Genomic DNA, 15089 nt, shown 5'->3' with positions numbered 1-15089 from the left:
CCGACCGGTCAACCCGCCTGTTGCGTTCCGCGCACTACTTCTTCACGTCGGTCTTCTCGTTCTTCACATCCGTCCCGTTGTTGTCCGGTACGAGGTTGAGCGGGTTGCCCGACGGGAGGAGGACATTTTCCTGGAGGCCGGTGGTCGAACTGATGTAGTTCACCGCCTCACGGATGTGCTCACCCAACTTCGTCGAGGTCAGACTGTTCAACTCTTCGGCGTTCTGGTAGTCACGGGCCAGCTTCTCCACGCTCTGCGCAGTCACTTCGAGCGCCTCGACAGCTTTCTGGAGGAACTCGATCAGCGGCTGCACGAGCCCTGACGAGGTGGGGCCGCCCGCGCTGCCGGGACCGCTGCCCCGGAACTTGAGGAGCATCTGGTAGGCGTCGTAGAAGGCGCCGGGAGCGATGTCCACCTTCTTCAGCCGCGCCAACGGCTCCGCCAACATGTCCTTCACCGTCCGCAGGTGGGACGCGAACGTCTTGAGGGCCTGCGTGCTCACCCCCAGGTTCCCACCGCCTTGGCTGTCCCTGCGGTTGGGCGGCGGTATCTTTGCGCGCAGGTCGGCGATTTCCTTCTGGTTCAACCAGTTCGCGGGGTATTCGTCGACCCCGGTCATGGTGGGGTCGAGGCCGTGTTCGTTCTTCTTCGGGTCCTTGTCGGAGCCGAACCCGTTGGCCTTCGGAACCCTGCTCCAGTCGATCCTTGCCACGTTTCGCGCCTTTCAGCTGACTGTTGTCGACCGGTGGACCGCGCCGAGCGGGGGGACCACCCGGCGCGGTCGAGCGGTCACCTGACGTCGAAACCGCCGAAGGCGTTCACGCCGGTGTGCTCGACGCGGAGGTAGCCCTGGGTGATCTGCTCCAGCGCGACCTCGGCCGTGTGCAGGCTGTGCGGCATCCGCCTCGCGGCGGCGTCCCACTTGGCCTTCGCGACGGAGTACTGGTCCTTGGACGGACCGTCCCACTCCTGCAACGTGGAGAGGACCTGCTGGTGCATGTTCTCCAGCTCGGTGCGCAGGCGCATGGTGACGTCGGCCATCACGTCGCGCGCCTGGTCCGCCTGCCGGGGGTCGAAGGTGTAGTTCGTCATGCTGCTGCTCCTAACGGGAGGGCGAAGGGGCCGGTCTCAGATGCCCAGGCCTGCGGTCTGGCTGGCGCCCATGGGCATCGAGGCGGCGATCTGCGTGTTGCCGTCCTCACCGCGGGTGGTGACGACCGACTGGTTGTGCACCAGGTTGATCATCTCGCCCAGCGAGGTGATGATGACCTTGCAGTCGTCGAACCAGGCGGTCATCGAGCCGCGGTAGGCGAGGAAGGCCTCACCGCTCCAGCTCGCGCGCATGAGGTTGAGGACGTCGTCGACGCTCTGCACACCCTGCTGGGCGACGGCCTGGGTGTTCTCGAAGTAGCCGGCAGCGCGCAGCATGCCCGGCGTAGTGGTGGAGATGGGTGCATTCACGGTGTTCCCCTTGAGACGTCATGTGGTCCACGCGCCGACTGGCGCTCGATGCACGATTCAGTCTTGACAGCCCGCCGTCACAGGTGCAGTGCCCGACGATCAGCGGTGCCCCAAAATCCGAGGCCGGGTGCCCGGACAGGCGAGCCGCCCGGGTGACCCGGGCGTCCCGGGCACCCCGGCGGATCGGGTGCGAGGATCGGATCGTCCGTTGAACCGAACGTCCTCCTCGTACGTGCGGTTGTCGCACGAGGACGGTGCCGATCGGAGGAACTGTGACGGAGACCAGGACCTCCACGCTGCGGGTCGAGGTGTTGGGTCCGCTGCGCGCGTGGTTGGGTGAGCGCGAACTGCCGCTGGGGTCGAACCGGCAGCAGGCCGTGCTGGCGGTGCTGGCGGCGCACCCCAACCGGCTGGTGCCGCAGCGCACCCTGATCGCCGGTGTGTGGGGCAGCGAAGCCCCGGCGAGCGCGTCGGGCAACCTGCACACCTACCTGTCGGGGTTGCGGCGCGTGTTCGGCCCCGGACGGGACCTGTTGGTGTCCGGAGCGGCCGGCTACTCGCTGCGGCTGGACAGCGCGGCGCTCGACAGCGCGGTGTTCGAACGGGTCCGGCTGGAGGCGGAGGAGCGGTACGCGGCGGGTGACCGACGAGGCGCGGTGACCCTGCTGGACGAGGGTTTGGGACTGTGGTCCGGCGACGTCTGCGCCGGGCTGCGCAGCCCGTTCATCGAGCAGGCCCGCCGCCGGCTCGGTGCGCTGCGGTTGGACGCGGTGCGGTTGCGCGCCCGTGCCCGGCTGGAGCTGGGTGAGCACGCCGGTCTGGTCGCCGAGCTGTCGGAGCTGGTCAGGCAGCACCCGCTGGAGGAGTCGGTGCACGAGCTGCTGATGCTCGCGCTGCACCACAGCGGGCGCCGCGCCGAGGCGCTGGACGCCTTCCGCGCCGCGCGGTCCGTCCTCTCTCGGGAAGGGCTGGAACCCAGCCGAACGCTGAACGACCTGCACCAGCTCGTCCTGGAGGGAACGACGAAGCAGGAGGAGCAGCACCGGGTGACCGTGGTGCGAGTCACGCCACCGGCTCCGGTTCCCGTTCCGACGGGCGAGCTGTCCGGGCGGACCGCCGAGCTGACGGCGTTGACCGGCGCGCTGGAGGACGTGCTCGCGGGCCGCGGGCGGGCGGTCTGGGTCGAGGGCGAGGCGGGTATCGGCAAGACCGCCCTCCTGAACGCGGCGCTGGCGGGCACGGACCGGCCGTGCCACCTGGTGTGGGCGGCAGGCGACGAGATGAGCAGTCGCTTCCCCCTCCAGGTGGTGCTGGAAGCGCTGGACGCGGCTTCCTCTTCGGGCGGTGGGCAGTGGGCCGAGCTGGCCGCGCAGCTGCACGACCCGGCGGTGCGGCGCGGCTGGAACCGCGCCGCGCAGGTGGACCGGTTGCTCACGTTCGTGGCCGAGCTGTGCGGCACCGCGCCGCTGGTCCTGGTGGTGGACGACCTGCACTGGGCCGACGACGCCACCCTCCTGTTCTGGGACCGGTTGGTGGGCGCCGTCGAGGGCCTTCCGCTGCTGCTGGTCTGCGCGACCCGACCGGCCGGCGTCCGTGACCGGCTGAGCAGGCTGCGGCGCAACGTGGTCACCGGGGACGGTCTGCTGCTGTCCCTCGCGCCGCTGGCGTCGACGGACGTCGAGCGCCTGGTCGGCGCGGTGGTGGGGGCGACGCACGGTCCCGGGCTGCGGTCACTGGCGTCGATCGCCGCCGGGAACCCCGCGTACGCGGTGGAGATCGCGGAGCTGATGGCGCGCGACGGCCGCATCAGGGTGGTCGACGGGGCGGCCGAGCTGGACGAGACCGTGCCGGGCGACTCCCTCCACCGGGTGCGCGGCGAGGTGCAGAACGTGCTGGCGGACCTGTCGGAGGGCACTCGGGAGGTGCTGAGGTCGGCGGCGCTGCTCGGCATGCGCTTCGACGTCGCGGGTCTGGCGGCGGTCAGCGGGCGTTCCCCGATGCACCTGCTGAGGGCGTTGGACGAGGCGGTGGCGGCCCGACTGGTGGTGGAAGCGGGCGGTGGCTTGGCCTTCCGTCACCCGTTCGTCCGCTGGGTGCTGCACAACCGGGTGCCGCAGGCACTGCGCGTGGCCCTGCACCGGCAGGCCGCCGAGGCCCTGGCCGCAGCGGGGGCTCCCGTCGGGCAGGTCGCGGAGCACCTGGAGTTCTCCCCGGTGGACGCCTGGGTGGCGCGCTGGGTGGTCGCGCACCGGGAAGAACTGGCCGAGCACGTGCCGCAGGCCGCGACGGGGTTGCTGCGCACGGTCCTGGACACCGGACTGGTGGACGGCCCTGACCGGACCGCCTTGGTCATGGTGCTGTTGCGGACGTTGTTCCGGTTGGAGCGCGATGTCGAGGCGGTCGCCGGCGAGGCGCTCGCCGGGGTCGTCGCCCCCGAGGACGCCGCCGAGGCGCGGCACCTGCTCGCGCGGGCCCGTCGGCGGTGCGGTGACACCGGTGGTGCGATCGCCGCCCTGCAGAGCGCGGTGCGGATGCCGGGCGTGCCGGACGCCTGGCGCACCCGGCACCAGGCGATGATCGCCACGTTGCGGCGCGGCGACCTGGCGGACCTGGACGAGGTCGACGTGGTGGCGCGGCGCGTGCACACCGAAGCGGTCGCGGCCGGTGAGGTGCGCACCGCGGCCTACGCGTTGCAGAACAGGTGGTTCGTCGCCTCGGTCCGCCGCGCCCACGGCGAGGCGCTGCGCCACGTGGACGCCGCGCTGGCGCTGCTCGGTGACGAGCGCCCCGTGGCCGAGGCCCGGTGCGACCTGTCGGACAACCGGGCGTTCACGCTCCAGAACCTCGATCGGCTGGACGACGCCGAAGCCGCGCTGGTGGACGCACGGCGGTTGATCGCCCGGCACGGGCTGCCGCCCGGGATGCAGGTCCCGCTGGCCGTGCAGCACTACTGGACGGGCAACTGGGAGGACGCACTCGTCGAGATGGGCGGGGTGGACCCCGGCTCGCCCGGCCTGACGTTCTACGGCATCCGGGAGAGCGGACCCGGCAGGACGCTGCTGCACGGGTTGTCGGCGCTCATCGCGGTCCGCCGGGACGAGCGGGCGAACGCGCTGGTGCACCTGGACGCGGCCGCTTCACCTGTCGTCCTGACCGGCTCCGAACGGGAGAACGGCGATTTCCTGCTGGTGGCCACCGCTCTGGCAGCCGAGCGGCGGGGGGCGTTGGACGAGGCGGTGCGCCTGCTCTCCCCGTTGCTGCGCCCGGACGAGGCGCCGGTGCTGCTGCGCCACCAGTGGCTGCCGCTGCTGGTGCGGCTGGCGCTGGACGCCGGCAGGCAGCCCGTGGCTCGCCGGGCGTTGGCCGTGTGCGAGGAGGAGGCCGCCCGAGAGGTCGCACCGGGTCGGGCCGTCGCGGCTGCGGCGCGCTGCCGTGCGCTGGTGGCGAACGATCCGGCGGCGCTGCTGGCGGTGGCCGGGCACTACGAGTCGGTCGGTCGAGTGGTCGAAGCGGTCGAGACGCTCGAGGACGCCGCGGTCGCCTACGCCGCCGAGGGGGAGCGGCGGACCGCCGAAGACGTGTACGAACGGGTCGCCGCGGGGTACGGCGGGTTGGGCGCCCGCTGGGACCTGCTCCGCTCGCGCCGACGAGTGCACTCGGCATGACGCGGGGCACGCGGTGAGGCGTCCGGCGCTCACCTCGGCCGCCGTGCGCCGGACGTCCCGGAAGCGCGCCCACCCGCCGGTGCGGCGCGACCGCCATGTCCAGGGCGACGGCCACGTCCAGGGCGACCGCCGCCTCCTCCGCGCGACCGGCGCGCCCCGGCAGGACGGCGTGGTCCTCCCCCGCCTGCGCCGGCTCGAACGGCCCACCGACCGCGCCCGGTCGATCAGGCCGCGTCGGGCACCCCGTTGGGCGGTTCGGCGAAGGCCATCGGTTCGGCCGGCAGGTCCGGCAGGACGTACCAGCACTCACCCGTGCCGGACGAGGCCAGTGCCGCCTCGAACGCGGTGACGACGTCGGACACGTCCAGGACCTCCATGTCGAGGTCGCGGATGACGTCCTTGAACCCGTCGATGATCGTGGTGTCGGCGAACCCCGGGTTCAACGCGTTGATCCGGATGCCGTCGGACGCGACCAACGGCGCGTAGGACCGCACGTAGTGGGTGACGGCGGCCTTGGTCGCGCCGTAAACGGGCTCGAACGGCACCGGCACCAGGCCCGCCAGGCTCGCCATCACCAGGACGCTCCCACCGCCGCGTGCCCGCAGCGCGGGCAGCACGGCCTCGATCCCGTAGACCACGCCGTCGAGGTTGGTGGCGACGACCCGTCGGTAGCTCTCGGCGCTGAACCCCTCGCCCGTGGTCACCACACCGGCGTTGAGGACCGCGATGTCCAACCCGCCGAACTCGGTCGTCGCCGCGCCTACCGCGGCCTCGTTGTCCCCAGGGGCGCGCACGTCGCACTCGACGAACACACCGCCGATGTCATCGGCGACCTGCTTGCCGCGCACCGCGTCCACGTCGGCCACGACCACCTTCGCGCCGCCGTTGGCCAACCGCCACGCGATGGCCGCTCCCAGACCGTTGCCCCCACCGGTGACCAGGGCCACCTTGCCGAGGTACTCGTTCCCGCCCATAACGTCCTCCCTCGCCGGCACCCGCTGCAGCGGAATCCTCGGCAGGACCGGGACGGCAGGACAACGATCACCCACCCGGTGTTGCCCGTTCGCGCACCACGGGCGCCCGGACGGGCAACGCGCCCAGCGCCGTGACAACCTCGGGCCCGGTGGCGGGCGACCCCGTCGTCACCCGCTCCACGCCGCCCCGCTCGGCGTGGAGAGTTCGTGGAGGTCGTCGATCGATGCTGCTGCCATGCAGCAGCGATCGCGACACCCCGGGGTGGAACGGGTACGGGTGGCCGTCCACGCCTTCGACGCCCTCACCCGCGGTGGGCTGACCAGGTCGTTGGACGGGCGTGACGACCTGGTGGTCGCACCGGACCGGAGCACCGCCCAGGCCGTCGTCCTGGCGGTGGACCGCATGGACCGCAAGGCCGTGGACTTCCTGAAGACGGCCGGGGAATCGGGTCCTCCGGTGGTGCTGATCACGGATCTCCTGGAGGAGCAGGACCTGATGTTCGTCCTGGAGCACCGAGTGGTGGCGGTGCTGCCCCGCTCCGCGGCGACCGGCGACCGCTTGGCGCACGGGGTGATCGCCGCGGCCCGGGGCGGGGGCGTGCTGCCGCCGGCGCTGCTGGGCGGGGTGCTCCGGCACGTGGAGCGGATGCGGCGCGAGCTGGCCGAGCACGGGTCGCCCACCCAGCTCAACACCCGGGAGCTGGAGGTGCTGCGGCTGGTGGCGGACGGCTGGAGCACGGTCGAGATCGCCGACAGGATCGCCGTGTCGGAGCGCACCGTGAAGAACGCCGTGACCTCGCTGACGACCAAGCTCAACCTCAGGAACCGGTCACACGCCGTGGCCTACGCCGTGCGCGCCGGGATCATCTGACCACGCGGCGCGCTCGTCGGGCAGTTCCGCGAGCGCGACGCGCGCCTCGTCCGCCCGAGCGCTGCCCACCTGCTCGAACAACTCCTGCGCGGCGAGCAGGCAGGTGCGCGCCCGGTCGTGCCGGAGCGCGGCGGAGTGGACGCGCCCGAGTCCGAGCAGGGCCTCTCCCCGGGCGTGGCGGTTGGCCGTGTCGCGCGCCAGTCCGAGCGATCGTTCGTAACAGGCGATCGCCTCCTCGTGGTCACCGATTTCGGCGTGCAGTTTGCCGAGGGCGCGGAAGCTCCGCATCTGACCGTCCACATCACCCCGGTCCAGGCGGTCCGCCAGGACCCGCCGTTGGTGCTCCATGGCCTCGGTGTAGCGACCGAGGGCCCTGCACGCCTCACCGAGCATCACCAACGCGATTTCGAGGCGTTGGGGGGCGGCCGCGAACTCCGGGTCGTCGATCACGCTCTTCAGCATCTCCACCGCCTCGGCCGGACGGTTCAGCTCTACCAGCGACATGGCGGCAGAGGTGGACGCGTAGTGCAGCACGGGCTTGTACTCGGGCGATTCACGCCCTTTGTCGATGATCAGCCTGCAGGCGTCGAGAGCTTCCCGGTACCGCCCCTGGTGCTGGTAAGCGCCGTTCAGGTTGTACCGGCAGACGATCTCGGCGAACACGTCCCCCAGTCGCTGACACGCTTCGACCGCGACCGTCAGGACCTCCTCCCACTGCCGGCCGTGACCGCGCTGGTAGCAGAAGTGGGCGAAGAAGTGCGCGGTCAACCAGGCGTGGCGGTCGAAACCGGCCGCCGCGGCCGCACTCACCACCGCCGTGGTGGTGTCGAGTTCCTCCTCGCTCCACCGGTACGCCTCGGCAGCGGTCTCGAACGACGGTGTCGTCACCTCCGGCGAGGGCGGCGGCACGACGGCGAACTGGTACCGGTGCGGAGCGACCAGGGCGTCGACCGCGGAGGTGCCGTGGAGGTGCCAGTCGAACAAGCGGTGCCGCGCCGCGTCGCGGGCTTCGGCCGGCTCGGCGGCGAAGAGCTCGCCGGCGTAGAGGCGCACCAGGTCGTGGAACTGGTAGCGGCCACCGGGCCGGCGTTCCAGCAGGTGGCAGTCGACCAGCACGCGCAGCACGCGTTCCGCTTCGGGCGGCGGCGCGCCCACCAGCGCGGCGGCGGCCGGCCCTGCGAAGTCGGGCCCGACCGAGCCGCCGAGCAGGCGGAAGCAGCGGGCGGTCACCGGGTCCAGCGCCCGGTAGGACCAGGACAGGACGGTGCGCGTCGCCGCCGCCTCGTCGTCGACCGCCAACAGGTCCAGGCGCTCCTCCAGGACGGCCAGTTCGTCCACCACGTCGGTCAGGGAGCGGGCCGTCCTCGTGGCGACGCGCTCGGCGGCGATGCGCACGGTCAGCGGCAGCAGGCCGCAGGCGCGCACCAGGGCCCGGGCGGCGTCGCACTCGGCCTCGACCCGCTCGGTGCCGATCGCCGCGCCCAGCAGGTCGAGCGACTCGTCCTCGGTGAGTTCACCGACGTGCACGGCCGCCGCACCGTCACGTGCGATCAAGCCGGCGAGGTAGCGGCGGCTGGTGACGACGGTGAAGCAGCCGTTCCCGCCGGGTACCAGCGGGCGCACCTGGCGGGTCGAGGCGGCGTTGTCGAGCACGAGCAGCAGCCGCTTGTCGGCGGTGAGGTCGCGGAAGGCCGCCACCCTCCCGTCGTGCTGCGCCGGGACCCGGTCGTGGGGCGTGCCCAGGGCGCGCAGCAGCACGCCGAGGGCGTCGGTGGCCGTCATCGGTTCCCGCTCCGGCCCGAACCCGCGCAGGTCGAGGAACAGGACGCCGTCGGGGAAGCGGCTCGCGACCCCGGTGCCGAAGTGCACGGCGAGGCCGGTCTTGCCGGCACCGCCCGCGCCGTGGAGCAGGACCAGGCGCGGCGCGGTCCCGGCCGCGTCGAGCACCTCGCGCATCCGCGCCAACTGCCCACCGCGCCCCACGAACGACGGCACGCCCGGTGGCAGCTGCGCGGGCACGGTCCGGGGGGTGACGGGCTCGTCGGTCGCCCGCGCCCTCGCCACGAGGTCGACCAGGGCTTCGCGGTGGGGGTGGTCCACCAGGACCGGCAGCAACGCCTCGGCCACGTCCTCGGTACGACCGAGGGCGAGCGCGGCACGGGCCCAGCCCTCCAGGATGTCGAGGCGGCGCTCGACGAGGGCTGCCCGCCGGGCCTCGGCGAACGGACCGGGCACGCCGGCCAGCGGTTCAGCGGTCCAGTGGGCGAGCGCCTCCTCGAACGCCCGTGCGGCCAGGTCGGGGCGTCCGCCGGCGAGCAGGTCGTCCGCGGCACGTGCCGCGGCCCCCACGCGGTGGACGTCCACCGCGTCGCGCGGCAGGTCGAGCCGGTAGCCGCCGTCGACCAGGGTCAACGCGCCGGGCGGGTCCAGCACCGCGCGCAGCGCGGAGACGTAGGTCTGCACGTTGCCCGCGGCGCTGCGCGGCGGGGCGGCACCCCAGACCAGCGCGATCACCTCGTCGCGGGAGACGACCTCGCCCACGTGCAGCGCGAGCACGGCGAGCACTGCTCGTCGCAACGGCGGTCCGGCGTTGACCGGCCGGTCCCGGACGTGCACCGCCACCGGTCCGAGCAGGGTGATCCGCGTCGTCACGACCGGTGCACCTCCCGCCACAGCCCGCGGGCCACGGCGCGGACGGCAGCGGGGACGACGTGCGTCCCGGAACCGTCCACGCGCACCAGCGACGCCGCGACGAGTTCACCCGCCGCGCTCGCGCCGGGGGGCCGGTCGTGCTCGACCAGGGCCCGCAGGGCGGCGGCGGCACCGTCGGACAGCCCCGCGAACAGGCGTGCCCACCGCTCCCGCACCCCCGGTTCACCGTCGACGGACAGCAGGTCGAGCCGGGCCTCCTCATCCGCCAGGTCCCGAGCGAGGCGGCGCAGGTCGTCGGCCGTCGGGTGGTCGGCACCGCGACCGAGCAGGGCACGGGCCGCCCGCAGCGCCGCGGGCAGCCGACCGCACAGCTCGACGACCGCGAGGGCCGGCCCGTCGGGTGCGCGCTCACCGGTGAGCAGTTCGACCGCTGCCGACGGGTCGAGTCCACCCAACCGCACCCCGGCCACACCGGGCGGCACCGGCCCGGTGACGAGCACCGTCCCGGCGTCGGCGCGCACCCGCACCAGCTCGCGCACCTGCTCGGCGCTCGACGCGTTGTCCAGCAGCACGAGCACCCGACGACCGGTGAGCGCGGCGTGGAGCCGCCCGAACTTGTCCTCCAGCCGACCGGGCAGGTCCTCATCGGGCACGCCCAGGCACCGCAGGAGGTGGTCGAGGGCCTGCGCGGTCGTCCACGGCGCGCGGTCCGCGTCGTCACCGCGCAGGTCGGCGTAGAGCCGACCGTCGGGGTGGCGCGGGGCGACCCGGTGGGCGAATTCCAGGGCGAGGGTGCTCGCGCCGCTGCCCGGCACCCCGCCGACCACGACCACCGCACCGGGCTCGGCGGTCGGCGCGCGCAGTCGGGCGAGCTCGTCCGCGCGCCCGACGAACCCCCAGGGCCGGTGGGGCAGGTGGGACGGCGCGGGCCGGGCCGGCCGCGCGCCGGTGTCCAGCAGGGTGCGGTACAACCGGTCCGCATCGGGCCCCGGTGCGACACCGAGGTCGTCGCGGAGCCTGCGCCGCAGCGCGGTCAGCTCGTCCAGCGCCTCCGCGGTCCGGCCGGACCGGCCCAGCGCGGAGGCGAGCAGCACGACGACCTCCTCGTCGAAGGGCGTCTCCCGCACCAGGGCGGTGCACTCGACCACCGCCTCCCGGTCCCGACCGGAAGCGGCGAGGGCTTGGGCGCGCAACCGGCGCGCGGACCCCCACAGGGCGACCAGCCGGGCGCGCTCGGACTCGGCGCGGGGCCCCGCCACACCCGCCAGCGGGGTGCCGCCCCACAGCGCGGACGCCTCGGCCAGCGACTCCAGGCAGCCGTCCGCATCCCCACGCGCCCACTGGTCGCGCGACCGGGCGACGAGCCGTTCGAACACCGCGGCGTCGACGTTGTCCTCCGGCAGGCGGAGGCGGTACCCGCCCTGGTGCTGGAGCAGCGCGGTCGAGCCGTCGGCGCCCAGCAGGTCCCGCAAGGCCGACACGTAGGTGTAGAGGTTGCCGAGCGCGCTGCTCGGCGCGTCGGCCCCCCAGACCGCGCGGACCAGTTCCTCGACGGGCACCGACCGGCCGACGCGCAGCGCGAGCACCGCGAGCACGGCGCGTTGCCGCGGGCGGCTCACCTCGACGGCCGCGCCACCCCGGACGACGCGCACCGCTCCCAGCAGCCGGACGGCGGGCTCGGTGGGGACCACGTGGCCATCCTGACACGACCGCACCGGTTCCTATGATGGTGGAGTGTCATCGGTCCTGATCGGACTGCTCGGACCGCCGGTGCTGCGCGTCGGCGGGCGTGACGTGTCCCTCGGACCGCCTCGGCAGCGCGCCGTGCTGGGTTTCCTCGCCCTCCACGCGGGCAGGGCGGTCTCCCGGGACGACCTCGTGGACGCGGTGTGGGGGCAGGACGCCCCGGCATCGGTGGTCGGCAACCTGCACACGCACGTATCGGCGCTGCGCAGAACCCTGAGGGCGGTCACCGGTGGCAGCGGACCGCTCGTCACGCTCGGGACGGGCTACCTGCTCGACGTGGCCGACGACGCGGTGGACGCCCTGCGGTTCGAGCACCTGCTGAGGTCCGCGGACCACGCGTGGCGCGGCGGGGACCCGACCGGTGCTCACGCACGGTGGCGGCAGGCGCTCTCGCTGTGGCGGGGGACGCCGCTGACCGGACTGGCCGCGCCCTACGCCGAGGGCGAGCGCACACGGCTCACCCGTGCCCTGGTCAGCGGGGCCGGGGCGTTCGCCGAGGCGCTGCTGGCCTCCGGGGCGGCCGAGGACGCGCTCGCCGTCGTCGGGCCCGTCGGCGACGAGCACCCCTCGGACCAGCGGCTCGCGGCGGTGCGCGTGCGGGCGCTGGCGGCGGCCGGTCGGCATGCCCAGGCGGCGGTGCTCTTCGAGCGCACCCGCGACCTGCTCGGGTCGGAACTCGGCCTCGACCCCTCCCCCGACCTGCTGCGGACCCACGAGGCGGTGGCCCTCTCCCGCCCCCCGTCGCGGACGCGGCTGCCCGCCGAGCCGGCGGGTTTCACCGGACGCACGCGCGATGCGGCCGCGGTGGAGGACTGGTGGGCCTCGGCGAACGGCGAGCGACTGGCGGTCTGCGCGGTCGACGGACCGCCGGGCGCGGGCAAGACCGCGCTGGCGCTGCACGTCGCCCACCGGCTCGGTGACCGGTTCCGCGACGGCGCCCACCTCCTGGACCTGAGCGGGCGAAGCGATCCGGGCGCGGCGGTGACGTCCCTGCTCGACGTGTTCGGGGGAGCCCCCGACCCGGTGCCGCCCGACCTGGACGAACTCGCCGGCGCGTACCGCAGCAGGCTGGCGACCCGGCAGGTGCTGCTCGTGCTGGACGGCGCCCGCAGCGCGGAGCAGGTGCGGCCGCTCCTGGCCGGTGGGCCGGGTTCGCTGGTGGTGGTGACCAGCCGGTTCCGCCTGGGAGGTCTGTCCGCGCGCGACGGCGCGCTGGGGCTGTCCTTGGGCGGTCTCGACGTCGAGGCCGCCGCCGCGCTGCTCGGCCGCGCACCGGCCGACGCGGCCGAGTTGACCCGGCTGTGCGCGGGCAACCCGCTGGCCTTGCGGCTGGCCGCCACTCGGGACCACGAAGGGCTCGTGACGGCGCTGGGTGACGACGCGACGCGCCTGCGCGTCCTCGACGGGGAGGACGGCGGGCCGTTGACCACGGCGTTCACCCGGATCGCGGACGACCTGGACGCCGACCCCGCCGAACTCCTCGCGCTGTTGGGCGCTCAACCGTGCCGCGCCCTCACGGCCGCGGCGGCGGGCGCGCTGACCGGGTGGCCGGTGCCCCGGGCCCGCCGGGCACTCGACGCGTTGGCGGTCGCGCACCTCGCGGACTGGGAGCCCGGCGGCGGTTACGGCCAGCACGCCCTGGCGCGTTCGCTGTCGGTCCTCCGGTCGCGGTCCGCACTGACCGCGACCGACCGCGACGCCGCCGAACGGCGCCTGATCGAGTGGTACGCCGAGGCGACGCGCCGAGTGCCGGACGCCACGGCCCTCCCGGCACGCGAGCACGACAACCTCGCGTTGCTCTCCGCCCGTGCCGAAGCGCGCGGCGACCACGCGACCGCCCGTGCGCTGCTGGACCGCCTCGCCCGTTCGACCGAGGTGGATCAGGCGACGGGGGGCGAGATCACCCCATTGTCCGCCATCACCCAGGCGACGTCGCCGCCCGCATCGGACGGCTCGACCTCCTGAGCGGCCGGCCGGAGCTTCCCGGAACGGCGGACGACGGGTTGAGCCGCGACGTGCGCGGGAGTGAGGGTGCGGCCACCGATGCGCTGCCAGGTCGTCTCGTGCCGTTCGCCGGCCACCTTCGACAGGTCGGGAGTGGGTGTCGTCATCGTTTCCGCCTTCGGGTTCGTCCAGTCCCCCTCGGAAAGGTTCCGGTCAAGCTGACCACGCCTTCCGGGGTTCGAGGAGCCCTCACGCCCATCCGTGCCCACCCGGGCCACGCCCCTTGCCCCCTCGGTCGCCGGGAAGCCCGCGCGATGACACCTGATCGCCGTGTCCACGACACGAACGGCACCCGGCGACCGGGAGGCCACCACGACCGGCGTTCCCGGTGGCGTGATCCGTCCACTGCGGACGCCCGCCTCGTCGCGGGCTGCTGGCGCGACCGGCAGCCCGCGACGGTCTACTGCTGGTACGGCAGGTCTTCCAGCACGTTGCCGGCGGAGTCGAACGCCACCACGTGCTCCGTGACCGGTCCCCGCTCACGCGGCGCGGTGAGGGCGGGATCGGCGATCACCAGCGTGCCACCGGCGATCACGGCCGGCAGGTCGGGTGCGTTCTCGCGGCGCAGGACCACCGAGGCGACGTTCCCGTCGACCAGGCCGATCAGCGCCACGCGCCGGCTGCGGTCATCGACGAACCCGTGGTACACCCTGGTCAGGGCGACCGCTCGGCCGACGACGGCGAAGTCGCGCACCGGCCCGTGCTTGGGGCCGAAGTCGTCGATCCGGGGAGGCCGGCCGGTCAGGTGGGACAGCAGCAGGTCGCCGTAGCGGCCCAACTGGACCGACTCCCCGTCGTCGAGGACGGCGTGCGCACCGGGTTCCCAGCACCCCGGGTCCACGATCGGGCGCAGGTCGACCTGTTCCAGGGCGAGTTCCAGGCGACGCCCTGCCGGGGACCCGCGGTCGGCTGCCGGGGCGGGGCGGTCGACCACGACCGCGGCACGGGCGGGCACGTCGACGGACGTGCCTTCGCCGTCGACGCGCAGCACGACGCCCGCGTCGTCGACGGCGAAGGCGTTGGGCACGACGAAGATCCCGTCGGCCAGGATCGCGTGTTCCCGAGCGTACCGACCGGCTGGCCATTCCACCGACGCAGAGGTGGTCCCGGGCGGCACGACCCCGGCAAGCGTTCCGGCGGCGGTGCGGAAGGTCAACGCGGGCGCTTCGGCGGTCACCGGCGACGACAGCGTCGTGGTCGTGGGTGTCAACTCGGCGAACACCGGCCCCGTCGGGGTGGAGAAGACGACCACGCGGACCCCAGCGTGCTGCCCGGTCAGCACCGGACGCCACGTGCGCGTGGGCGGATGGGCGGCGGTCGCCGCCCGCACGCACCGGGCCACGTCGTCGTCCGCCGCCCAGTCGCGGTGCACGCGGTAGCGGTTGTCTGTGGTCAGGACCCCGCGGTCAGGCTCGGCGGCCAGGTCGTCCAGGTGACGGCGCAGCCGCGGCCAGCTGGGAAAACCGTGGTGGCGGGCGAGGACGAACTGGGCCGAAGCCAGCGTGAAGCCCTCGACGAGCGTGTCCGGGGCGTGCTCGGCTACGAGGGCGAGCGCATGCGGTTCGCCGGCGCGGACCTGGCGCAGCAAACCCTTGGCGCGCTTGCGCACCTGCTCGACGTCGGGCCGGACGGGCAAGGGGATGACAGGCATTCCAGCCTCCAGGCACCTGCGGTCCGCTGCTCAGGGCACGAGAGGAGGTTGGCTTCGAGGTGGTG

Annotated in this window: 10 protein-coding genes; 3 read left to right on the top strand and 7 right to left on the bottom strand. The window is 73.9% G+C overall.

What is annotated here, in order from left to right; all coding sequences use genetic code 11:
- Nucleotides 1-34 precede the first annotated feature (34 nt).
- The 3 genes from ACRAKJ_RS12545 to ACRAKJ_RS12535 form a co-directional block, all read right to left on the bottom strand.
- Nucleotides 35-712 (bottom strand): hypothetical protein, encoded by a 678-nt coding sequence (locus ACRAKJ_RS12545; protein WP_438921401.1) that lies wholly within the window; start codon nucleotides 710-712, stop codon nucleotides 35-37.
- 77 nt (nucleotides 713-789) lie between these two features.
- Complete coding sequence (locus ACRAKJ_RS12540) at nucleotides 790-1092, bottom strand: WXG100 family type VII secretion target (RefSeq protein WP_438921402.1); 303 nt, start codon at nucleotides 1090-1092, stop codon at nucleotides 790-792.
- Nucleotides 1093-1128: 36 nt separating this feature from the next.
- Nucleotides 1129-1461: a WXG100 family type VII secretion target gene (locus ACRAKJ_RS12535; protein ID WP_438921403.1), complete on the bottom strand. Its 333-nt coding sequence runs from the start codon at nucleotides 1459-1461 to the stop codon at nucleotides 1129-1131.
- Between the two features lie 272 nt (nucleotides 1462-1733).
- Between ACRAKJ_RS12535 and ACRAKJ_RS12530 the strand changes: the two genes are divergently transcribed.
- Nucleotides 1734-5126 (top strand): BTAD domain-containing putative transcriptional regulator, encoded by a 3393-nt coding sequence (locus ACRAKJ_RS12530; protein ID WP_438921404.1) that lies wholly within the window; start codon nucleotides 1734-1736, stop codon nucleotides 5124-5126.
- A gap of 224 nt (nucleotides 5127-5350) precedes the next feature.
- On the opposite strand, the gene ACRAKJ_RS12525 is transcribed toward ACRAKJ_RS12530, so the two are convergent.
- Entirely contained in the window at nucleotides 5351-6100 is a 750-nt protein-coding gene (locus ACRAKJ_RS12525; RefSeq protein WP_438921405.1) for an SDR family NAD(P)-dependent oxidoreductase, read from the bottom strand.
- Between the two features lie 235 nt (nucleotides 6101-6335).
- On the opposite strand from ACRAKJ_RS12525, the gene ACRAKJ_RS12520 reads away from it, so the two are divergent.
- The gene (locus tag ACRAKJ_RS12520; RefSeq protein WP_438921406.1) at nucleotides 6336-6971 is read left to right on the top strand and encodes a LuxR C-terminal-related transcriptional regulator; all 636 of its coding nucleotides are present in this window, start codon (nucleotides 6336-6338) and stop codon (nucleotides 6969-6971) included.
- Here the strand turns inward: ACRAKJ_RS12520 and ACRAKJ_RS12515 are convergent.
- Together ACRAKJ_RS12515 and ACRAKJ_RS12510 are read right to left on the bottom strand one after the other, a co-directional pair.
- Entirely contained in the window at nucleotides 6930-9623 is a 2694-nt protein-coding gene (locus tag ACRAKJ_RS12515; protein WP_438921407.1) for a tetratricopeptide repeat protein, read from the bottom strand. The genes ACRAKJ_RS12520 and ACRAKJ_RS12515 overlap by 42 nt on opposite strands.
- Nucleotides 9620-11314 carry a BTAD domain-containing putative transcriptional regulator gene (locus ACRAKJ_RS12510; protein WP_438921408.1) on the bottom strand — a complete coding sequence of 565 codons (1695 nt, stop codon included), beginning with the start codon at nucleotides 11312-11314 and terminating at the stop codon, nucleotides 9620-9622. The genes ACRAKJ_RS12515 and ACRAKJ_RS12510 overlap by 4 nt, the downstream gene beginning before the upstream one ends.
- A 43-nt stretch (nucleotides 11315-11357) precedes the next feature.
- Between ACRAKJ_RS12510 and ACRAKJ_RS12505 the strand changes: the two genes are divergently transcribed.
- On the top strand, nucleotides 11358-13334 hold the full coding sequence (locus tag ACRAKJ_RS12505; protein ID WP_438921409.1) for a BTAD domain-containing putative transcriptional regulator: 1977 nt from the start codon (nucleotides 11358-11360) through the stop codon (nucleotides 13332-13334).
- A 439-nt stretch (nucleotides 13335-13773) separates the two neighbouring features.
- Here ACRAKJ_RS12505 and ACRAKJ_RS12500 read toward each other — a convergent pair whose 3' ends face one another.
- Complete coding sequence (locus ACRAKJ_RS12500) at nucleotides 13774-15024, bottom strand: hypothetical protein (protein WP_438921410.1); 1251 nt, start codon at nucleotides 15022-15024, stop codon at nucleotides 13774-13776.
- Nucleotides 15025-15089: the final 65 nt, after the last annotated feature.

The sequence above is a fragment of the Saccharothrix sp. DSM 118769 genome, assembly GCF_052936295.1.
The sequence above is the reverse complement of the archived record's forward strand: the minus strand, read 5'-3'. Positions and strand labels throughout refer to the sequence as shown.

What these genes read in the sequence shown, in the direction of transcription:
- ACRAKJ_RS12540 (WP_438921402.1), bottom strand. Translation starts at nt 1,092, where the DNA reads ATGACGAACTACACCTTCGACCCCCGGCAGGCGGACCAGGCGCGCGAC.
- ACRAKJ_RS12525 (WP_438921405.1), bottom strand. Translation starts at nt 6,100, where the DNA reads ATGGGCGGGAACGAGTACCTCGGCAAGGTGGCCCTGGTCACCGGTGGG.
- ACRAKJ_RS12520 (WP_438921406.1), top strand. Translation starts at nt 6,336, where the DNA reads ATGCAGCAGCGATCGCGACACCCCGGGGTGGAACGGGTACGGGTGGCC.
- ACRAKJ_RS12500 (WP_438921410.1), bottom strand. Translation starts at nt 15,024, where the DNA reads ATGCCTGTCATCCCCTTGCCCGTCCGGCCCGACGTCGAGCAGGTGCGC.